General features: G+C 65.9%; 16 protein-coding genes and 2 tRNA genes. 11 read left to right on the top strand and 7 right to left on the bottom strand.

All coding sequences use genetic code 11. The features are described 5' to 3' along the window. Nucleotides 1–2,124: 2,124 nt before the first annotated feature. Nucleotides 2,125–2,970 (top strand): class I SAM-dependent methyltransferase, encoded by an 846-nt coding sequence (locus tag LGY53_RS06370; protein ID WP_225725715.1) that lies wholly within the window; start codon nt 2,125–2,127, stop codon nt 2,968–2,970. A gap of 598 nt (nt 2,971–3,568) precedes the next feature. Here the strand turns inward: LGY53_RS06370 and LGY53_RS44375 are convergent. From LGY53_RS44375 to rpmH, 7 genes are all read right to left on the bottom strand, one after another. Further along, entirely contained in the window at nt 3,569–4,009 is a 441-nt protein-coding gene (locus tag LGY53_RS44375) for a GNAT family N-acetyltransferase (RefSeq protein ID WP_225725714.1), read from the bottom strand. 226 nt (nt 4,010–4,235) lie between these two features. Further along, complete coding sequence (gene rsmG, locus LGY53_RS06360; protein ID WP_225725713.1) at nt 4,236–5,003, bottom strand: 16S rRNA (guanine(527)-N(7))-methyltransferase RsmG; 768 nt, start codon at nt 5,001–5,003, stop codon at nt 4,236–4,238. A 107-nt stretch (nt 5,004–5,110) separates the two neighbouring features. After that, a complete protein-coding gene (locus LGY53_RS06355) occupies nt 5,111–5,608 on the bottom strand; it encodes a protein jag (protein WP_225726249.1) in 498 nt (165 codons plus the stop codon). Between the two features lie 140 nt (nt 5,609–5,748). Beyond that, entirely contained in the window at nt 5,749–6,867 is a 1,119-nt protein-coding gene (yidC, locus tag LGY53_RS06350) for a membrane protein insertase YidC (protein ID WP_225725712.1), read from the bottom strand. A 4-nt stretch (nt 6,868–6,871) separates the two neighbouring features. Next, the gene (gene yidD, locus LGY53_RS06345; protein ID WP_225725711.1) at nt 6,872–7,273 is read right to left on the bottom strand and encodes a membrane protein insertion efficiency factor YidD; all 402 of its coding nucleotides are present in this window, start codon (nt 7,271–7,273) and stop codon (nt 6,872–6,874) included. Then, on the bottom strand, nt 7,270–7,716 hold the full coding sequence (gene rnpA, locus LGY53_RS06340) for a ribonuclease P protein component (RefSeq protein WP_225725710.1): 447 nt from the start codon (nt 7,714–7,716) through the stop codon (nt 7,270–7,272). The genes yidD and rnpA overlap by 4 nt, the downstream gene beginning before the upstream one ends. Nucleotides 7,717–7,737: 21 nt before the next feature. Further along, nucleotides 7,738–7,881, bottom strand: coding sequence for a 50S ribosomal protein L34 (gene rpmH / locus LGY53_RS06335; RefSeq protein WP_058854877.1), 144 nt, complete (start codon nt 7,879–7,881; stop codon nt 7,738–7,740). Nucleotides 7,882–8,532: 651 nt separating this feature from the next. Here rpmH and dnaA point away from each other — a divergent pair. The 10 genes from dnaA (at nt 8,533) to LGY53_RS06285 (ending at nt 21,266) form a co-directional block, all read left to right on the top strand. After that, nucleotides 8,533–10,464, top strand: coding sequence for a chromosomal replication initiator protein DnaA (dnaA, locus tag LGY53_RS06330; RefSeq protein WP_225725709.1), 1,932 nt, complete (start codon nt 8,533–8,535; stop codon nt 10,462–10,464). Nucleotides 10,465–11,335: 871 nt separating this feature from the next. Continuing rightward, complete coding sequence (dnaN, locus tag LGY53_RS06325; RefSeq protein ID WP_225726248.1) at nt 11,336–12,496, top strand: DNA polymerase III subunit beta; 1,161 nt, start codon at nt 11,336–11,338, stop codon at nt 12,494–12,496. A gap of 15 nt (nt 12,497–12,511) precedes the next feature. Continuing rightward, nucleotides 12,512–13,696: a DNA replication/repair protein RecF gene (gene recF / locus LGY53_RS06320; protein ID WP_225725708.1), complete on the top strand. Its 1,185-nt coding sequence runs from the start codon at nt 12,512–12,514 to the stop codon at nt 13,694–13,696. 444 nt (nt 13,697–14,140) lie between these two features. Next, nucleotides 14,141–14,698 (top strand): DUF721 family protein, encoded by a 558-nt coding sequence (locus LGY53_RS06315; RefSeq protein WP_225725707.1) that lies wholly within the window; start codon nt 14,141–14,143, stop codon nt 14,696–14,698. 510 nt (nt 14,699–15,208) lie between these two features. Beyond that, nucleotides 15,209–17,257, top strand: a complete 2,049-nt coding sequence (gene gyrB, locus LGY53_RS06310; protein WP_167471259.1) for a DNA topoisomerase (ATP-hydrolyzing) subunit B — start codon at nt 15,209–15,211, stop codon at nt 17,255–17,257. Between the two features lie 61 nt (nt 17,258–17,318). Beyond that, nucleotides 17,319–19,832, top strand: a complete 2,514-nt coding sequence (gene gyrA, locus LGY53_RS06305) for a DNA gyrase subunit A (RefSeq protein ID WP_225725706.1) — start codon at nt 17,319–17,321, stop codon at nt 19,830–19,832. 41 nt (nt 19,833–19,873) lie between these two features. Further along, nucleotides 19,874–20,821 carry a DUF3566 domain-containing protein gene (locus LGY53_RS06300; protein WP_225725705.1) on the top strand — a complete coding sequence of 316 codons (948 nt, stop codon included), beginning with the start codon at nt 19,874–19,876 and terminating at the stop codon, nt 20,819–20,821. 136 nt (nt 20,822–20,957) lie between these two features. Further along, a tRNA-Ile gene (locus LGY53_RS06295) sits at nt 20,958–21,031 on the top strand. A 29-nt stretch (nt 21,032–21,060) separates the two neighbouring features. Further along, nucleotides 21,061–21,168 carry a DLW-39 family protein gene (locus LGY53_RS06290; protein ID WP_225725704.1) on the top strand — a complete coding sequence of 36 codons (108 nt, stop codon included), beginning with the start codon at nt 21,061–21,063 and terminating at the stop codon, nt 21,166–21,168. Nucleotides 21,169–21,193: 25 nt separating this feature from the next. Further along, a tRNA-Ala gene (locus tag LGY53_RS06285) sits at nt 21,194–21,266 on the top strand. Nucleotides 21,267–21,447: the final 181 nt, after the last annotated feature.

Raw genomic sequence — 21,447 nt, 5'->3', positions numbered from 1 at the left:
TCGCCGGTCCGCTCGACATAGACAGCTCCTAACCCGAGAACTTCAGATCACGTGCTTCCGACGAGCGCCGGCGACGTGTCGTATACATCCGTGTCGGATCGAACAGTGATGCGCAATCGGGACCGGCGGCGCCCGATCGACCGAGCGGAGCTCTCGCCGCTTGTGACACCCACATCCCTCCGTGGCACCTACGCACGCCGACGCCCAATAGCTTGCCAGTCCCGAGCGGTATAAGAAAGCTGAATCGCGGCACGCCGCAAATGACACGCGAATCTGTCCGAATTCTGCGCACTCGATCCCGATGTTTCACGGGAAACATCGACGCGATCCGACCACGGGCGGCCTGGCGGTCCGCTGACACCGGTATCTAAAACCTCCATCGCAGACACACACTCGGCGAGCGATCTAGAGCTCCACAAGATCCGTCGAGGGGAATCGGGTTCACAAGTTGGGCGCTGGGGGAGTGGACGGACCTGCCTTTGACCAAGGCGCCAGCGCGCGTCACACCCGCGACCACCTCCATCGCGCATCCGCCAGTCCTACATCTTCCAGACAATCCCGATCGACGAAGCGTTGTTTCACGTGAATCAATGACAAGGCCGAACCACACGCCCCCATCGAAGCAATCCCTTGTTCTCAACCGTCATCGACGTCGTCGCAACCCACCCACTGCGGCTTTCTGCCTCCGCCCACCGCCCTCCACCACGCGTGCCACCCGACCACCGCCCTCCACCACGCGCGCCATCCGACCATCGCCGCCCCTCGGGCCACCGCACGCCCTCAGCGCTACCGACTAGCCCGCCTGCCGCAGCACGCGCCACCCCGGCGACTTCCCCACGCACGTTTACAAACGGAGGGCTGTTGGAATGTTCGATCTGTCACCGCGAGCCGCAGCAGCGCGAGTGTTCCCCGCGGGGGCGGCGGGTCAGTCGGCAGCGGCAAGCAACGCGCGGTGACCCGGAGGGCGGAGGTGGTGGCCTTGAGTGGTGTTCGGAGGACAGCGAGTGGGACGGGTGACGCAAGCGGGCTAGCCCGCACGACAGGCGGCGGCACACGGGTGACTCGCAATGGGCAACGGGCTAACGCGCTCTTGATTCACATGAAACAACCGCTTCGTCGGTCGGGGTTGGGCGCGAAAGGAGGGTTGGTGTTCGCGCGACGAGGTTCGTTTAACGGGTATACCCGCGCGTTGCGTCGTGGCTAGCGGGAGAGCACGGGTTGCTTTCCCTCCCCTTTGATGTTCGAACTCGTGAATCAATTCCCCCGACTGATCCTGCAGGGTGGTGGCGGGACAGGCAGCTGCCGGGGTCAAGAGGCACACGCGATGGCGGGCGGCAGGCGGGTCAGGCACACGCGGCGTGCGGCAGGCGGGACAGGCACACGCGGCGGACGGCAGGCGGGACAGGAGGCACACGCGGCGGCGGGCGGCAGGCGGGACAGTTGGCAGCGGCGAGCGGTGGCCGGAGGGGGTGGCCCGCCCTGACCGCTCGCCGCCCTCCGGCCACCACTCGCCGCCTGACCGCTGCCCAACTAGCCCCCGCCTGCTGCCGCGTGCGGCAACCTGACCGCTCACCACTCGCGGCCAACCCGGCCGCCCCTTTGCCACCTGCCACCACCAGATCGAACCGTCACCACCCGACCGACCGACGACAATCCCCAACCAACCCGCCTGCCGCAGTCACCCCCGGTGTGCCGCATTCGGAGCCTCCCATTAGCCGGGTCGCGTCAATGTTTCCCGTGAAACATCGGATCGAGTCCGCAGAAGTCGGACGGATTCACGTGTCCTTCGCGGCTGAACCCGCCCGCTAGTTCAGCCGCTCGCTCCCCGAAACCGGATAGCCCGCCCTGCCGAAGTCCGTAGACATAGTCGCGTTAAGTCCGCCTATTCATGCTGGGGTCGAGTCGGCAGGTCTCGGGGTCCTGGTGGTGTCCCGGGCGTGGTGGCGTGCAGGCGGCTGTGATGCTGGCGTGCCCGGCCGTTTTGGAGGATTCTGATTGCGAGCAGATCGTGGCTGCCAGGCGATCTGGCGGTGGCCATCAGCGCGCTTCAGGCGCATCCTCTGAAATGCGCAGCGTGGGCGGGCGTGGCCAGCATGCTGGGTTCTGGCCGGCGAGGAGGAATGCGTGGAAAGCGCGCCGAGCAGGACGGCGATGTTTGCGGCTGTGTCGCGTGGATTGTTTCGCCTGGAGACGGCGTCGCCGTGGGTACTGGACGATGTGCTGGCTCTGGTGCTTGTCGGCCCGGTATGGCAGCAGCTGCGAGACCGGTTCGATCCGCTGTTCCCCGGCCTGGTCCGTCGCGAGTCCCGCGCGGCTGTCTGCACCCGCAGCCGGTACGCCGAGGACCGGCTGGCTGCCGGCGCCTTCACGCAGTACGTGATTCTTGGAGCGGGGCTCGACTCGTTCGCGTGGCGGCGGCCGGATCTGCTCGGCTCGCTGACGGTGTTCGAGGTTGATCATCCTGCCTCCCAGGCCTGGAAACTCGAGCGGGTCAGGGAGCTCGGCCTGCCGCGCAGCGACTCGCAGGTATTCGTGCCGGTCGATTTCGAGGCCGAACCGGTTCAGGATGCTCTGGGCCTGGCCGGGTTCGACTGGGCGCAGCCGGCGATGTTCTGCTGGACGGGCGTGGCCCCCTATCTGACGGCACAGGCGATCGAGTCGACGTTGCGCACGATCGCGGCGGCTGCTCCCGGGTCTGAGGTGGTGTTCTCCTACCGGGCCGAGGACCGTGCGCTCGACGACGCGGGGACGGAATTCGCCCGGACCTACACTCCGATCGCGGCTTCTGTCGGCGAGCCTCTACAGCCCGGCTGGCCGGTATCCGAGATCGAGAGGCTGATCAGCCGGTGCGGGCTGAAGGTCGTGGACCACCCCACACGTACCGACCTCCAGCAGCGGTACTTCGCCGACCGTACCGATGGCCTGCGGCCCTATACCTTCGAGACCCTGGTGGCCGCGCGAGTCACCTGAGCGAACGCAGGCCACCCTGGCAACTTCACCGTCTACGAGGGCCATGACGGTACGGCAGAGGAGTACGGCCGGCCAGCGGATCACAGCGGACGCCCAGAGCGGCCAGAACCTGCGGCGCATCCGCGACCCACGCGCCGACCGCAGTAAACGACGCCGCCACGGGCCAGCACCGCCGCCACGGCCGCCATGAACAACAACGTCAGGCTGTGCCGCACGCCGCGCCGATCCCGCGGATCCATGCCAGGTACTCCGCCAAGCCTGGCACTGCCCCGACAGCAGCACACCGTCCACTGCCCGGCAGACGTGGAAGCCTTCCAGGAAGGCGCTGACCGAGGATGATGACAAGGCAGGCACGGTCTTCCGCAGCGATCACTGGATTCAACATCCGCATGATCTTGGAGCAGTGCCTGCGCCGCATCCCGGCGAGCCAACCAGACTCCCGGTCATAAACAAGCCATTACGCCACCGTGCCGAGACCCCTGCCGCCCAGCCCGAGCAGAAATCGGGGTCGACCTATCTAGTTACGGCAAGGCATTGCCATCACTATTGCCGTTCAGCGGGGCTCCGCTGGTCGAGTACGAGTACGAGGTGCTCGTCCTCACCGTCCCAGTCCGAGCCTGTTCGGCGGAAACCGTATTTTTCCAACAGCTTTACCGAGCCGGTATTGCCTGCGAACGGGTCGGCCCACAGTGGACGTGTGGGGTTCGAGTTGGAGGAATAGCCGCTGCGCTTCGGTCCCGACACCGCGGCCCCAGTAACTTCGGCCGAGCCAGTAACCGAGGAAACGCCGATCTCCTTTCCACCAGGACACGATGTTGCCTGCGGGCTCGTCGGTCACGGTGATTGTCCGGACCAAGATGGCGGGCCTGCGAGCACGTTGGTTGTCCAGTGGGTCATGAAGGCCTCGCGATCGCGCGGGGTGAAGCGCGATCGACCGGACGGCTTCGGGATCCTGCTGGTGGGCGAAGAACAGTTCCAAATCTGCCGCTTCGACGTCGCGAAGCCGGACCAATTCGCTTATGACCGCTGAGTGTGCCACCGGGGACCGACACCTCGAGAATGCCTGCGGGGGAACCCATTTCGCCACGCACGTGATCAATCGTTGGTTTCTGTGGCAATGACGCGCCTAGGCCAAGTCTTTGCCACCGGCCGCTCACCTATCGGGACGCCAGCTCGATGTGACAGTGAGACTCGTTGCGCCAGAACGTCTTACGCGGGGGTGTGCGTGTCATTCGGCACCAATGAATCACACGCACATCCGAGTCCTACTCGGTTCTCCGCACCACCCGGCGAGTCCGGCTCTTTTCCCCGGCTCGCGACTTGGCCCGCTCCGCACGGCGAAGGGGAGCCCGCTCGGCGCGGGTCAGGCGTTCGGCGCTGATCACCAGCGTGGGTGTCGACACGACACCGGCGCCGCATTCCAGAACGGCGGGATTGCCCGCGCCGGCCCGGATGAGCGCGTCGCTGTCGCGAGCCAATTCCTCGGCGGCGCTGACGCCCTTGAGCGCCAGCATCCGCCCGTGATCGCGCAGCAGGGGGAGCGACCACTGCGCCAACTTGGCGAGCGGAGCGACGGCCCGCGAGGTGACGACGTCGGCACCGCCCGCCTCCTTCAGCACACCGGACTGTTCGGCCCGGCCGCGCACCACGGTGACATCGAGTCCGGCCGCATCGATGAACTCACTCAGGAAGACGGTCCGGCGCAGCAGCGGCTCGACCAGGGTGATCCGAAGATCGGGCCGGGCGATCGCCAACGGAATTCCGGGTAGGCCCGCGCCGCTGCCGATATCGACCACCGTCGCGCCCTCGCCGATCAGCTCGCCGATCACCGCGCAGTTGAGGATGTGCCGATCCCACAACCGTGGCACCTCGCGCGGTCCGATCAGCCCGCGCTCCACCCCGGCCGTCGCCAGCGCGGCGCAATAGCGCCGGGCGAGATCTAGTCGGTCGCCGAAGACCGTCGCGGCGGTATCCGGAGGTTCCAGCTCGGCGGGCAACGCGGTGCCACCGAGATCTCGTTCCACGTGAAACATCCTTCCGAGCTAGAGACGAACCATCACAACCCGATCGATCGACCGGAACCCACCGGATACGGAAAGAGCCCCCGGTCCGCGACCAGAGGCCCTATCCAATCACGCTTTCAGGAGCGCACGACGACCACGTGCCGGTTGGGCTCGACGCCCTCGCTCTCACTGCTGACACCGTCGATGGCGGCGACCGCGTCGTGCACGATCTTCCGCTCGAACGGGGTCATCGGCGCGAGCGATTCCGGCGCTCCCGTCTCCAACACCCGTTTGGCCGTCGCGGTACCGAGCGCACTCAGTTCGGAGCGGCGCTTGGCCCGCCACCCGGCCACATCCAGCATCAGCCGGCTGCGCACTCCGGTGGCCTGCTGAACGGCCAGCCGAGTGAGTTCCTGCAACGCGTCGAGCACCTCACCGTTGCGCCCGACGAGCTTCGACAGATCCTTGCCGCCGTCGATGCTGACAACCGCACGGTCACCTTCGACGTCGAGGTCGATATCTCCGTCGAAGTCGAGCACATCGAGCAACTGCTCGAGATAGTCGCCCGCGATCTCGCCCTCTTCGATCAGCGCTTCCTCGGCATCGTTCACGACGTCCGGTTCGGCACCTGCCATCGTCGTCGCCACTGTGGCGTCCCCTCCGTCGGTCTCAACAGTCATTTGATTTCCTTCATCTGCTCATCGCCGTCGCACCGAGCGATCGAACCGGCGCCACCGCGAATCAAGGGGTTGCTCCTTGGTTGTCCGCTGCGCGGTCAGCGCCGCCGCTTCTGATTCGCTCGGCCGCGGCCACCCGGACGCTTCTGACCGCTGGGCCGCCGCTGCCCGCCCGACTTGTTCGGCGTGCGCGCGGCGGATGTGCCGTTGGTCGAGGAGGGGGCGTCCTGCAGTTCCGCCGCATCCTGCAATTCGGCGGCGTCCTTCAGTTGGGATGGGTCGGGCCGCTGCGTCTTCTTGCGCGTGTCGACCGGCTTGGCGCCCGGCTTCGGTGCGTTCTGCGCTCGCTTCTCCATCAGCAGCTTCTTCTTCTCCTCTTCCTCCTTGGCCATGCGGCCGAAGACGAGGTGCTGCTGCCCATAAGTCCAGATGTTGTTGGAGACCCAGTAGATCAGGATGGCGATCGGCAGGAACGGACCACCGACGAGCACACCGAGCGGGAAGACGTACAGCGCCAGCTTGTTCATGATCGCGGCCTGCGGGTTCGCCGCGGCCTCCGGCGTCTGCCGCGCGACCGAGGCGCGCGCGTTCATATGGGTGGCGATACCCGCGATCACCATCAACGGAATGGCGACCAGCGCGATGCTGAGCTTGGACGGCACATCGCCGTGCAATGCGAACGCCTGCAGTTCATTGGTCGGCGTGGTGATGAAGGCCGAGATCGGTGCGCCGAAAAGCCGTGCGTGCAGGAAGGACTGAACGTCGTCGACGCTGAAGAGGTAGTTGGGCGTGTTGGCGTTCTGCTCCGGCGACATGCCGAGCTGGCCGAGCCCGTGCCCGGTGCGGTTGAAGGAGCGAAGCACATGGAACAGACCGAGGAATACCGGCACCTGGGCCAGGATCGGCAGGCAGCCCATCAGCGGGTTGAAGCCGTTTTCCTTCTGCAGCTTCTGCATCTCGGTCGCCATCTTCTGGCGATCGTTCTTGTACTTCTTCTGCAGCTCCTTGATCTGCGGCTGCAGCTCCTGCATCTGCTTGGTGGTGCGCACCTGCTTGACGAACGGCTTGTACAGCACCAAGCGGAGCGTGAAGACCAGGAACACCACGGCAAGCGCCCAGGCGATACCGCTGTCCTTGCCGAGGCCCGGTACGGCCGCGAAGACCCGGTGCCAGAACCAGAGGATCGCGGACACCGCGTAATAGATGATGTCGAGCACGGCTCTATGAACTCCCGTCGTTCGTGTCGCCGATCACCGCGCGCGGTGATCCTTTACAAGCCTTCGGTTCCGACGCCGCGGCACTCGGCAGGTCGATGTCCTGCGGCGCGAGGTCGGCAGTTGCCTCGTCCGGCGCGGTGCGGACGGTGCTCCGCCGACGCTCCGGGACGGGGTCCCACCCACCAGGGTGCCAGGGCGCACATTTGGCCAGACGCACGGCCGTCAATCCGAGGCCGATGAACAGGCCGCGGGTGCGCAACGCGGTCACCGCGTACTCGCTGCAGGTGGGGGTGAACCGGCACACCGGCATGCGGGTGGGGGAGACGTAGGTCCGATACAGCTCGATCAGGAAGATCAGTATGTTCGTCGGCCAGCGGGCGATGACGCCGATGCTTCGCCGGTTCACGACCGGCCACCCGATCCCGCCCCGACCGCGGTACCGGGGTCGCGGGCGACACCGAGTTTGCGTAGCGCGCCGCGCAGTTGCCGGAGCAGCTCGTCCGAACCGGCGTCGGCCGCGCCGGGTAGGGCACGGATGACGACATCGGCCTCGGCGGGCAGTTCCGGAATCACCCGGGCGCACATATGACGCAGGCGGCGGGCCACACGGTGGCGTACCACCGCGGAGCCCACCGCCTTGCTGACGATCAATCCGAAACGCGGTCCGCCAACGCGAACCAGCGGCCCGGCCGGTGCCGGACCGTCTTCTCGTCCACTCGCGCCCACGCTTCCGTCATACCCGTGCACCAGCACGTGCACGACCAGGTCGCGCCTCCCGATTCGCTGGCCGCGGCGCACCGTCCGGGAGAAGTCGGCACGATGATGCAACCGATACGGCTCAGGCAACACCCGAGCGTCCGAGAGCGAGGATCAGGCAGTGAGGGTGCCGCGGCCCTTGCGGCGACGCGCCGACACGATGGCGCGGCCCGCACGGGTGCGCATCCGGAGGCGGAAGCCGTGAACCCGCGCCCGACGACGGTTGTTCGGCTGGAACGTCCGCTTGCCCTTGGCCACGGTCAACACTCCTCAGGTTGGTGGGCGCCCGGCGGCGCCCGAAGCTTGTTCGGTGATACGTATGTATTGCGATGAATCGCACGGGGTGGTCATCATCGGCGCGGATCAGCCCTGGCGCTCAGTTGGTCGATTTCGACCGAATACGGTCAGCACAGGACCGCCACCGCACCAATGGGTGACTGTACGAGGGTACTGATCTGGTCTTACGGGGTCAAACTCGGCCCCGCCATTGGACGTATGCGGGCCGGACCCGCTATGGTCTGTCTCCGGTGTTTCGCGGGTCCGGACGACACGCCCGTGCGGTGATCACAAGTTCGTCCACACCCCTAGCCGCAGTTGCGCTCGGCGGCCTCGGTGCTTAACCAGAGGATTGCTGAAGATCCCCAGGTCGGGGCGATACGCTCCCAGCGGGCAAGCGCATTTCACAACTCCCCAGGGTTGTCCACATCTGTGGATAATTGTGTGGAAAGACCCCTGGAGTGGCATATTCGTAGGGCCGACGGTACCGCGCCGCTGTCCGGACGGGGGATCCGAGCAGTGTTCGAACCGGCCCACGGACGTATGCGAGATCACTGAATCCAGCCAGCACGGTGGATATCCCGCGCGCCCCGGCCGTCTGCACCTATCGACTACTCCGGGGAGGCAACTGCATTGGACGACGAGCAGAACGTTTTGGCCACCGTATGGCCCGAGGTGGTTGCCGAGCTCACCACCGGTTCGCCGGATGGTGCCATCCCGGCCGTGACCAGGGCCCAGCAGGCCTGGCTCAAGCTGGTCAAACCGCTGACGGTGGCGCAGGGATTCGCGCTGCTGTCGGTGCCGTCGTCGCTGGCCCAGGAGGCCATCGAACGCGACCTGCGCGAACCCATTCTGCGCTCACTGGCTCGCAGGCTCGGCCTGCAGGTGGAGGGACTCGGCGTCCGGATCGCGGCGCCCGCCACCCAGCCCGCCGACCGATCCGGTGCCAATCCGCGCCACGCCAGGATGACGAGCAGGCCCGAGCGCAACCGGGACGCCGGTCGTGCACAGGGCGGTTATCCGGCTGTGGACTATCCGGCCCGCGGCGACTATCCGGCGCCGCGTTATGCACAGCCGAACGACTTCGCACCATCGGCCGAGTACCCGGGCGCGGCGGAGTACGGACCCGACGCCGAGTATTTGCCACAGGCCGACTACGGCCGCGACGACTACCCGACCACGGAATACCCGGCCCGCGGCGACTATCCGGGCCCCAACGGCCTGCCGCACGATCCGCCCCCGCCGCGCCGTGAATCCGGAATGCCGCCCCGCCGTGATTCCTCGATTCCGCCGGGTCAGGAATCGCTGTTCAATCCCGAGCCGACGCCGACGCCGGCGCCGCGCGGTCAGGGCCGCCCGCAGCTGCGCGAACCCGCCCCGGTCGACGAACCCGGAATCGCCGCGGCACACGAATCGGTGCGCGAGCCGATACCGGACGAGCACGGTGACGACGAGCCGGTGGTCCAGGTCCGCAATCCGGCTTGGCCCACGTACTTCACCAAGAGCCAGGAGAATCCGGCGCCCGCCGCGCCGTCCTCGGCGAGCCTGAATGCCAAGTACACCTTCGAGACCTTCGTCATCGGCGCGTCCAATCGCTTCGCGCATGCCGCCGCGGTGGCCATCGCCGAGGCGCCCGCCCGGGCCTACAATCCGCTATTCGTTTGGGGCGCTTCGGGTTTGGGCAAAACCCACCTGCTGCACGCGGCAGGCCACTACGCACAGCGCCTGTTCCCGGGCATGCGGGTGAAATACGTCTCGACCGAGGAATTCACCAACGACTTCATCAACAGCCTCCGCGACGACCGGAAGGTGGCGTTCAAACGCCGCTACCGGGAGACCGACATCCTGCTGGTGGACGACATCCAGTTCATCGAGGGCAAGGAAGGTATCCAGGAGGAGTTCTTCCACACCTTCAACACGCTGCACAACGCGAACAAGCAGATCGTCGTCTCCTCCGACCGCCCGCCCAAGCAGTTGGCGACGCTGGAGGAGCGGCTGCGCACCCGGTTCGAATGGGGCCTGATCACCGATGTGCAGCCGCCGGAGCTGGAGACCCGCATCGCCATCCTGCGCAAGAAGGCGCGGATGGATCGGCTCGACGTACCGCATGACGTGCTGGAGCTGATCGCGAGCCGGGTCGAGCGCAATATCCGCGAGTTGGAGGGCGCGCTGATCCGGGTGACCGCATTCGCCTCGCTGAACGGGCAACCGCTCGATCTGCCGCTGGCCGAGGTGGTGCTGCGCGACCTGATGCCGGATACCGCCGCGCTGGAGATCAACGCGGCGACGATCATGGCCGTCACCGCCGAATACTTCAACACCACGCTGGAGGAGCTGACCGGCCCGGGTAAGGCGCGGCCGCTGGCGCAGGCCAGGCAGATCGCCATGTATCTGTGCCGCGAGCTGACCGACCTATCCCTGCCCAAGATCGGACAGGCCTTCGGACGCGACCACACCACGGTGATGTACGCGGAGAAGAAGATCCGCAAGGAGATGACCGAACGGCGCCGGGTCTACGACCAGGTTCAGGAACTAACAGCCCGAATCAAACAGCGTTCGCGCTGAGCCTCCGCTAACACCCGAGCACCGCCTCTGACCTGGGGCGGTGCTTTTTTATGGGTTGTGGATTCCTCGAGGAATACGTGTGGAGTCCTCGAGGAATCATGAGGTTATCCACCGGTTCGTCCACAGCTGTGGGGAGCGTCGCGGCGACCGTTCGCTAACACGGTGGAATCCACAGATTCCACAGCCGAATCTGTGCACCGCCCCTGACCAGCGCCGTACCGGCGTTTCGGGCTGTGGAATCCTCGAGGAGTCATTGTTGAGTCCTCGAGGATTCCACGGGTAGTGCACGATTTCCTGCACACGTGTGAACAACCCGGTGAATCCGGTGGAACAACTCGAGGACGGCTCGAGGATGATCGGTGGACAGACTGTGAACCTCCACAGACGCCTCGCGTTCATCCTCGAGTCACCCGACGGTCATCCCCACGGCACCACACCCTGTGAGCTGCGCAAACGGCCCAACTCCACAGATTCCACAGTGCCTACTACTACTTCAGTTCTTCTTCTTAGAAATCTCTCTTCAAAACAGGCTGTGTGGAAAGTTGGTCGACGAGGGTCCGGCCGCCGAGCGACTCACCGACCGAGAAGCAAGGAGAAGACGAACGGGGCTCCGGCGAATCGAGAACGTCGCCCGCACTCGGCGCACAATGACCGGAGGGTCGGACTAGGTAGCCGTCGCGCACGCGGGTACGGTTTGATGTCGGTCGCCTGTGCCAGACTTCGAATCGCGGCGACAAGGCATCCCTGACGAGAACCACGCTGACGAACCGACTACAGATCAGAGATCACGGAACTGGAGAGGACAGATCGGGCGATGGAGCTTGCAAGCACGACGTCTCGGGTCGCCCGAGAGGATTTCGATTCCGGTGCCATGAAGTTCCGGGTCGCCCGTGAGGATTTCGCCGATTCGGTGGCTTGGGTGGCACGCAGCCTGCCCTCGCGCCCGCCGGTTCCGGTGCTCGGCGGTGTGCTGCTGGTCGCCGATGAGGACGGGCTCACCGTCTCCGGCTTCGACTACGAGGTGTCCGCGCAGATGCGGGTCGCCGCCGAGGTCGCCGGTCCCGGCCAGGTCCTGGTCTCGGGTCGCCTGCTCGCGGATATCACCAAGGCGCTGTCCAACAAGCCGGTCGACGTCTCGGTCGACGGCACCCGCGTGCTGATCGCCTGTGGCAGTGCGAAGTTCTCGCTGCCGACCATGCCGGTGGAGGACTACCCGCAGCTGCCCGAGGTGCCCGAGCAGACGGGTGAGTTGGGTGTCGACGTCTTCGCGCAGGCGGTCGGTCAGGTCGCCGTCGCCGCGGGCCGGGACGACACGCTGCCGATGCTGACCGGTATCCGGGTGGAGATCGAGGGTTCGCGTGCGGTGCTCGCGGCCACCGACCGGTTCCGGCTCGCGGTCCGGCATATCGAATGGCAGCCCGCCAAGCCGGATATCGAGACCGCCGTGTTGATTCCGGCGCGCACGCTGTCCGAGGCCGCCAAGACCCTCGGCGCATCCGATCAGCCGGTGCAGCTCTCGCTCGGCACCGGTGCGGGCGCGGACGGCCTGCTCGGCATCGTCAACGCCGGTCGCCGCACCACGACGCGACTGCTGGACGCGGAATTCCCCAAGTTCCGCCAGTTGCTCCCCAAGGAGCACACGTCGATCGCCACACTGCCCGTCGCATCGCTGATCGACGCCATCAAGCGCGTCGCCCTGGTGGCCGAGCGCGGCGCCCAGGTGCGGCTGGAGTTCTCCGGCGACGGCCTGCTGCTCTCGGCGGGCGGTGACGACGCGGGCCGCGCCGAGGAGTGGCTGGAGGCCGACTTCCGTGGCGAATCGCTGACCATCGCGTTCAACCCGGGTTACCTGATCGATGGCCTGTCCGCGCTGCACGCCGAGAGGGTGACCTTCGGATTCACCACGCCGAGCCGTCCCGCGGTGCTGCTGCCCGCGGCCGAGGAGGAGCCCGAGGCGCTGGATTCGGGTGCGTTCGCCGCGCTGGAAAGCGACTACATCTACCTGCTCATGCCGGTCCGGCTGCCGGGCTGATCCATTCGGGCATCTGTGTTCATACGGGCACTCGCGCTGCGCGACTTTCGTTCCTGGGAGCACAGCGAACTCGAATTATCCCCAGGCCGAACGGTTTTCTTGGGATCGAACGGCAACGGCAAGACGAATCTGCTCGAGGCCGTCGGCTATTTGGCCACCCTCGGTTCGCACCGGGTGGCGGCCGACGCACCGCTCATCCGGATGGGAGCCGAGCGTGCGCGGATCGGTGCCACCGTTGTCAACGCGGGCCGGGAGCTGCGCATCGATATCGAGTTGCAGCAGGGTGCGGCAAATCGCGCCCAGCTCAACCGATCTCCGGTGCGCAGACCCCGTGAAATTCTCGGAATCCTGCAGACGGTGCTGTTCGCGCCGGAGGATCTGGCCCTGGTCCGTGGCGATCCCGGGGAGCGCCGCCGGTTCATGGACGAGCTGTGCACAACTCGGCTGCCCCGGCTCGCCGGTGTGCGTTCGGATTACGACCGGGTGCTGCGGCAACGCTCCGCACTGTTGAAAACCGCTGGGCGCCATGTGCGTTCGAAGGCCGACCTGAGCACGCTCGATGCCTGGGACGGTCATCTGGCCACCCATGCCGCGGTGTTGCTGGCGCAGCGGCTGCGGCTGGTGCACGAGCTCTATCCCCATCTGGCGCAGGCATATCGGTCGATCGCTCCCGAATCACGCTCCGCCGCAATCGGATACCGCAGCTCCTATCTACCGCCTGAGTTCCTGGATCCGGCACGCGAACCCCAGGCGGATGACACGGCGACGCTGGAGGCGATCGTGCTGCGGGAATTGGGCGCCGCGCGATCCAAGGAGTTGGAGCGGGGGGTTTGCCTGGTGGGCCCGCACCGCGACGAACTGGATCTGCTGCTCGGCTCGGCACCCGCGAAAGGCTTTGCCAGTCATGGGGAATCGTGGTCGTTCGCGCTGGCGCTGCGGCTCGCCGCATTCGAACTGCTGCGCACCGCGGGTACCGAGCCGGTGCTCTTGCTCGACGATGTATTCGCCGAACTCGATCGGCGCAGGCGCACGGCCCTGGCCGCGGTGGCGGCCGGCGCGGAACAGGTGTTGATCACCGCGGCGGTGCCGGAGGATGTGCCGGTCGAACTGGCGGCCGTACCGCTGCGGGTGGAGACCACCGGTACGGCCGATCGGCGGACCTCATGCATCGTCGAGGCGGCGGGACCGGTCGCCGGGTGATCGTTTCCACAGATATGACCTGATTTATCAACAGTTGTGGAGAGACCGATGACTCGTCACCTGACGAATCTCGGGTGCTGTCGCGGCAAACACTCCACAGCGACATCGCGGACCGGACGACGCCGGGACGCGCGGCACACGGCGGCCGACGGTGCGCTGTCGTACAGTTGCCGTGCGTCGCGGTCCGCGCCGCGCCGCCGCCGTCCCGGATTATCCCCAGGACCTGTGGAGAACTTCGGTGCGGTGATCAGGTCGCGCATCTCAGCTATCGGCTGGACAGGCGGTCGCGGGACCTGTGAGCAACTCGAATAATCACCACGAACGGGTGTTCGATCGGCGACCGTGGTTGTGGGCCACCACGGAACCGTCCGCCAGCAACACCACCCCGGGGCTGGGGATAGTTGAACAAATCTGGGGACAACCCAGTCGGAAACGGAGCGTGCGATGACCGAGCAGCAGGGCGATCGGGAGCCCGGCGCCGAGCCGGAATTGCGCGGTATCGATCTGGCCCGCCGGGCGCTGGAGGAGGCCAGGGCCGCGGCGCGGGCCAGCGGTAAATCGGTCGGTCAGGGCCGGGCCTCGCCGCGCCGGTCCCTGCGGACCGGCGCACGGCGGCGCACCGGTTGGTCGGGCGCTCGGCCCGACGACCGGGACCCACAGCTGCTCTCCAGCCTTACGACATCGATCGCCAAGAGTCGCGGCTGGTCCGGAAAGGTCGCCGAGGGAACGGTTTTCGGCCGCTGGGCCGGTGTGGTCGGCGAGGATATCGCCGCACATGCCACCCCGATTTCGCTGAAGGACGGCGTGCTGAGCATCGCCGCGGAATCGACGGCCTGGGCCACCCAACTCCGGATGCTGCAGAGCCAGATCCTGGCGAAGATCGCCGCCGCGGTCGGCAACGGCGTGGTGACCTCGGTGAAGATCTCCGGTCCCGCGGCGCCCAGCTGGCGCAAGGGCGAGCGGCACATCAAGGGCCGCGGCCCGCGTGACACCTATGGATAAACCGCTGTGCGCTCATCGGCGCGTTATCCACAGAAGCTATCCACATGTCGATGAATTCGTTGATCGACACCGCAACTGCGCCAATCGTTTTCGTATGCCGGAGGTTCGCGGAGGCGCGGTGTCGGCGACTCGAACGACGTCAGGTCCAGCCGACGGACGGTTTCACGTGGAACCCGATGGGCTCGCCGCCCGACGTGCCCGCCCCGCCGCCCCATAGGTCGGCCCGGAACGGTCCGAACGCGCGGAGGGGGCCGCGAAACCGGCCGTAGGCACAACCGGACCCGTGACAATCCGATTTCTCGCATTCACGGAGCCGTGAGGGGTGTCGTAGGTGCACTGTAGGTTGGCCGTACCAGTAGGATGGTGACGTAACTAGCGGCGATACCTTCGGCGCGTTCCGGACAGCCCGCGCGCGGACCCGTAATTCTCGACCAGTCAAGACCACGGGGCCATACGTGTGCTGTTCGACGGCTGCGCCAGGGATCAGCAAGTAAGGAGAGCTACCGACCAGTGGCTGCCAACGACTCCAACGCAGACGGTTCGACCCAGCCCAAGTCAGGCAAGCAGACGTACGGTGCCGACTCCATCACCGTTCTCGAGGGTCTCGAAGCGGTACGCAAACGCCCCGGTATGTACATCGGCTCCACCGGTGAGCGCGGTTTGCACCATCTGATCTGGGAGGTCGTCGACAACTCGGTCGACGAGGCGATGGCCGGATACGCCTCGCAGGTCGATGTCACCCTCTTGGCCGACGGCGGTGTCGAGGTGGTCGACGACGGTCGCGGTATCCCCACCGATATGCACGCGCAGGGCATCCCCACCATCGAAGTGGTCATGACCCAGCTGCACGCCGGTGGCAAGTTCGATGGCGAGTCCTACGCGGTCTCCGGCGGTCTGCACGGTGTCGGCATCTCGGTGGTGAACGCGCTGTCGACCCGCCTCGAGGCCGAGATCAATTACGGCGGCTACCACTGGACTCAGGAGTACAAGGACGCCAGGCCCGGCAAGCTGGTCCAGGGCGAGCCCACCAAGCGCACCGGTACCACCATCCGGTTCTTCCCGGACCCGGAGATCTTCGAGACCACCACCTTCAGCTTCGAAACGGTTTCGCGCCGGCTGCAGGAGATGGCGTTCCTGAACAAGGGGCTGACCATCACGCTGACCGATCAGCGGGTGAACGAGGGCGACATCACCGATGAGGTGGTCAGCGAAACCGCCGAGGCGCCCAAGCACGCCGACGAGAACACGCCGCCGGCCGAGCCGAAGGTGAAGACCAGGACCTACCACTATCCGGGTGGTCTGGAGGATTTCGTCAAGCACATCAACCGGACGAAGCAGCCGATCCACAACTCCATCGTCTCCTTCACCGGCAAGGGCACCGGCCACGAGGTCGAGGTCGCCATGCAGTGGAATTCGGGCTATTCCGAATCGGTCCACACCTTCGCCAACACCATCAACACCCATGAGGGCGGTACCCACGAGGAGGGTTTCCGCGCGGCGCTCACCACGGTGGTGAACAAGTACGCGAAGGATAAGAAGCTCCTCAAGGAGAAGGACGGCAACCTCACCGGTGACGACATCCGCGAGGGTCTCGCCGCCATCGTGAGCGTGAAGATCGCGGATCCGCAGTTCGAGGGCCAGACCAAGACCAAACTCGGCAATACCGAGGTCAAATCGTTCGTCCAGCGCACCTGCAACGAGCACATCTCGCACTGGTTCGAGGCCAATCCGGCCGATGCCAAAACCATTGTGAACAAGGCGGTTTCCTCGGCGCAGGCCCGGGTCGCGGCGCGGAAGGCGCGCGAGCTGGTGCGGCGCAAGAGCGCGACCGATCTGGGCGGGCTGCCCGGCAAGCTGGCCGACTGCCGGTCCAAGGATCCGCACAAGTCCGAGATCTACATCGTGGAGGGTGACTCCGCCGGTGGTTCGGCCAAGTCGGGTCGCGACTCGATGTATCAGGCGATCCTGCCGCTGCGCGGCAAGATCATCAACGTCGAGAAGGCGCGCATCGACCGGGTGCTCAAGAACAACGAGGTCCAGTCGATCATCACGGCCTTCGGCACCGGTATCCACGACGAGTTCGACATCACCAAGCTGCGGTATCACAAGATCGTGCTGATGGCCGACGCCGATGTCGACGGCCAGCACATCTCGACGCTGCTGTTGACCCTGCTGTTCCGCTTCATGCGGCCGCTGGTCGAACACGGGCACGTCTATCTGGCGCAGCCGCCGCTGTACAAGCTCAAGTGGCAGCGCGCCGATCCGGAGTTCGCGTATTCGGACCGGGAGCGCGACGGTCTGCTCGAGGCGGGTCTGGCCGCGGGCAAGAAGATCAACAAGGACGACGGCGTGCAGCGCTACAAAGGTCTCGGCGAGATGAACGCGAAGGAGCTGTGGGAAACCACCATGGACCCGGCGGTGCGGGTGCTTCGTCAAGTGACGCTCGACGACGCGGCCGCGGCCGACGAGCTGTTCAGCATCCTGATGGGCGAGGACGTCGAGGCGCGTCGCAGCTTCATCACTCGCAATGCCAAGGACGTTCGCTTCCTCGACGTGTAGCCGGCGCGGAATTCCGCTGCTACAGCGCCATTTCCAGCCAGGCTTCTAAGGAGACCACCGCATGACTGAGACCACGCTGCCCCCGAACGGCGGTGCAGGCGACCGGATCGAGCCGGTCGACATCCAGAACGAAATGCAGAGCAGCTACATCGATTACGCGATGAGCGTGATCGTCGGCCGTGCGCTGCCCGATGTGCGTGACGGCCTCAAGCCGGTGCACCGCCGCGTGCTCTACGCGATGTACGACAACGGCTACCGGCCGGATCGCGGCTATGTGAAGTCCGCCCGCCCGGTCGCCGAGACCATGGGTAACTACCACCCGCACGGCGACGCGTCGATCTACGACACGCTGGTCCGCATGGCGCAGCCATGGTCGCTGCGCTACCCGCTGGTGGACGGCCAGGGCAATTTCGGTTCGCGCGGTAATGACGGCGCGGCCGCTATGCGGTACACCGAATGCAGGCTGACCCCGCTCGCGATGGAGCTGCTGCGCGAAATCGACCATGAGACGGTCGATTTCGCGCCGAACTACGACGGTCGCTCGCAGGAACCGGTGGTCCTGCCGAGCCGAGTGCCGAACCTGCTGATGAACGGCAGCAACGGCATCGCGGTCGGTATGGCGACCAACATTCCGCCGCACAACCTGAACGAATTGGCCGAGGCCATCTACTGGGCGCTGGACAACCACGACGCCGACGAAGAGGCCACCCTCGCCGCCTGCATGGAACGGGTCAAGGGTCCGGACTTCCCGACCTACGGCCTGATCGTCGGCGGTCAGGGCATCCGCGACGCGTACACCACCGGTCGCGGCTCGATCCGGATGCGCGGCGTCGTCGAGATCGAAGAGGACAATCGCGGCCGCACCACGATCGTCATCACCGAGCTGCCGTACCAGGTGAACACCGACAACTTCATCAACTCGATCGCCGAGCAGGTGAAGGACGGCAAGATCGCCGGCATCTCCGATATCCACGACGAGTCGTCGGATCGCGCGGGTATGCGGATCGTGGTGACCGTCAAGCGCGACGCGGTCGCCAAGGTCGTGCTGAACAACCTGTACAAGCACACCCAGCTGCAGACCAGCTTCGGCGCGAATATGCTCTCGATCGTCGACGGTGTGCCGCGCACGCTGCGCCTTGATCAGATGATCCGGCTCTACGTCGAGCACCAGTTGGACGTCATCATCCGGCGCACCCGCTACCTGCTGCGCAAGGCCGAGGAACGCGCTCACATCCTGCGCGGTCTGGTCAAGGCACTCGATGCGTTGGACGAGGTCATCGCGCTGATCCGGCGGTCGGCCAATACCGATACCGCGCGCACCGGCCTTATGCAGCTGCTCGATATCGATGAAATCCAGGCCACGGCCATCCTCGATATGCAGCTGCGTCGCCTGTCCGCCCTGGAACGGCAGAAGATCATCGACGAGTTGGCCAAGATCGAGGCCGAAATCGCCGATTTGAAGGACATCCTGCAGAAGCCGGAGCGTCAGCGCGCGATCGTGCGCGACGAGCTCGCCGAGATCGTGGAGAAGTACGGCGACGAGCGGCGCACCCAGATCATCTCCGCCGACGGCGACGTCGCCGACGAGGATCTGATCGCCCGCGAGGACGTGGTCGTCACGATCACCGAGACCGGGTACGCCAAGCGCACCAAGACCGATCTCTACCGTTCGCAGAAGCGCGGCGGCAAGGGTGTGCAGGGCGCGGGTCTCAAGCAGGACGACCTGGTCAAGCACTTCTTCATCACCTCGACGCACGACTGGCTGCTGTTCTTCACCAACAAGGGCCGGGTCTACCGGGCCAAGGCGTACGAGCTGCCCGAGGCCAACCGCACCGCGCGCGGCCAGCATGTGGCGAACCTGCTCGCCTTCCAGCCGGACGAGCGGATCGCCCAGATCATCCAGATCAAGTCGTACGAGGACGCCCCGTACCTGGTGCTGGCCACCAAGAACGGCCTGGTGAAGAAGTCGAAGCTGTCCGATTTCGACTCCAACCGCAGCGGCGGCATCGTCGCGGTGAACCTGCGCGATAACGACGAACTCGTCGGCGCCGTACTGTGTTCGGCCGATGACGACCTGCTGCTGGTGTCGGCGAAGGGCCAGTCGATCCGCTTCTCCGCCACCGACGAGGCGCTGCGCCCGATGGGCCGGGCCACCTCCGGCGTGCAGGGCATGCGGTTCAATGCCGATGACGAGCTGTTGTCGCTCAACGTCGTTCGCGAAGACACCTATCTGCTGGTGGCGACTTCGGGTGGTTATTCCAAGCGCACCGCGATCGAGGAATACACTCCGCAGGGACGCGGCGGTAAAGGCGTATTGACCATTCAGTACGACGAGAGGCGTGGCACGCTGGTCGGTGCGCTCATCGTCGATGACGAAGACGAGCTCTACGCGATCACCTCCGGCGGTGGTGTCATCCGCACGGCGGCGAATCAGGTTCGGAAGGCTGGACGACAGACCAAGGGCGTGCGATTGATGAACCTCGCGGATGGGGATACGTTGCTTGCTATCGCGCGCAACGCCGATGAACCCGACCCGGACGCCAACGACGACTCCACCGGTCCTTCCGATCAATAAATCCTCACACCGGCGGCAACGAACGGATCTAAGGAATCCCATTGACCACTCCGAATCAGCCGAACGACGAGCGGCACCAGACGAACGGCGTGACCGAGCGGATCGCACCGTCACCGATCCCGCCGCGGCCGATTCCCCGGCCGGTCGCGTCCGGTGACAACGGGCAGCCGAACGGCGGCCAACAGGGTGGTGCCCAGCCGCACGACAGCCAAGAGCCATCCGGCGCCGAGGCGGCGGCACCGGATAACGCGGAACAGTCCAACGGCAATGCGCAGTACCAGGACGGGTGGTCGCAGCTTCCGCAGCGGGAACCGCAGTCCAACCTGTTCCGGCCCGGGCAGGCGCCGGTCACCGGGCGGCCCGCCGGATCGGTCGGGCTCGGCGGCGGTATGACCAACGCGCGCACCACCGCCGACCTCGCCGCCAAGGCCGCACGCAAAGAGGCGGCGATGGTGAAGTCCGTCGGCATCGACGGACCGACCCGCAGCATCGCCCGCCCCGAACTGATCAAGGACATGCCGGACCTCTCCGAGATCCGGCATCCGCTGCCACCCACCGAAACCACCGGACCGCAGGCGCCGATCTCGCCCGCGGTACCGGTCGCGGTCGCACAATCCGTCGCCACCGGCGAACCATTGCGCGCAACCGTACAAATCCGCCGCATCGACCCGTGGTCGACGCTGAAAATCACCCTGGTGATCAGCGTCGCCATGTTCTTCGTGTGGATGCTCGCCGTCGGATTGCTCTACATCGTGCTCGAGGGCATGGGCGTATGGGGACGGCTCAACAGCAGCTTCACCGATATCGTCTCCTCCGACAGCGGATCCGGCGGATTGATCAGCGCCGGAACGGTATTCGGCTACGCGGGTGTCATCGGGCTCATCAATGTGGTGTTGTTCACCGCACTGGCCACCGTCGGCACCTTCATCTACAACCAGTGCTGCGATCTCGTCGGCGGCATCCAGGTCACCCTGGCCGATCCGGACTGATTCACCGCACTCGCACAACGGCCGGTACCGCCCCTCAAAGGGTCGGCTACCGGCCGTTTTGGTTATCCGACGGGAGGTAAGGTAATCTCGTGCCTCGGTTCGGTTAACAGCTCCGGCAGGCAATCGAACACGATGAGGGCCTATAGCTCAGGCGGTTAGAGCGCTTCGCTGATAACGAAGAGGTCGGAGGTTCAAGTCCTCCTAGGCCCACTCCCGAACATCACAGTAGGGTGGGAACCATGAAAATTCTCCTCACGATCGGTGTTGTTGTAGCGGTTCTCATCGGAATCTCCAAGCTGCGGCAACGCAACGATGCTGACCTGTGGCACGAGGTAACCACCCGCTGAAAAATCCCCACGGGATATCGAGCTCGGGGCCTTAGCTCAATTGGCAGAGCACTGCCTTTGCAAGGCAGGGGTTAGGGGTTCGATTCCCCTAGGCTCCACAAATTGGAGGCGAGTGCTCGCGCGAGCGCTCGCCTTGTTTGTTTCGCGTTGTTTTGTGGGGGGGGGGGCCCCCCCCCCCCCCCCCCCCCCCCGGCGCCCCCCCCCCCCCCCCCCCGGCGCCGACCCCCAACAACACACAGCGAAGGGGGGGGGGGTGGGTGGGGGGGGGGGGTGTGTTTT

It is taken from the genome of Nocardia sp. JCM 34519.1, from assembly GCF_020361265.1.
Lineage (GTDB): Bacteria > Actinomycetota > Actinomycetes > Mycobacteriales > Mycobacteriaceae > Nocardia > Nocardia arthritidis_A.
The sequence above is the reverse complement of the archived record's forward strand: the minus strand, read 5'-3'. Positions and strand labels throughout refer to the sequence as shown.

Coding starts and splice junctions, on each gene's coding strand:
- rsmG (WP_225725713.1), bottom strand. CDS start 5,003: ATGTTTCACGTGGAACGAGATCTCGGTGGCACCGCGTTGCCCGCCGAG.
- LGY53_RS06355 (WP_225726249.1), bottom strand. CDS start 5,608: ATGGCAGGTGCCGAACCGGACGTCGTGAACGATGCCGAGGAAGCGCTG.
- dnaN (WP_225726248.1), top strand. CDS start 11,336: ATGAAGTTCCGGGTCGCCCGTGAGGATTTCGCCGATTCGGTGGCTTGG.
- LGY53_RS06315 (WP_225725707.1), top strand. CDS start 14,141: ATGACCGAGCAGCAGGGCGATCGGGAGCCCGGCGCCGAGCCGGAATTG.
- gyrA (WP_225725706.1), top strand. CDS start 17,319: ATGACTGAGACCACGCTGCCCCCGAACGGCGGTGCAGGCGACCGGATC.
- LGY53_RS06290 (WP_225725704.1), top strand. CDS start 21,061: ATGAAAATTCTCCTCACGATCGGTGTTGTTGTAGCGGTTCTCATCGGA.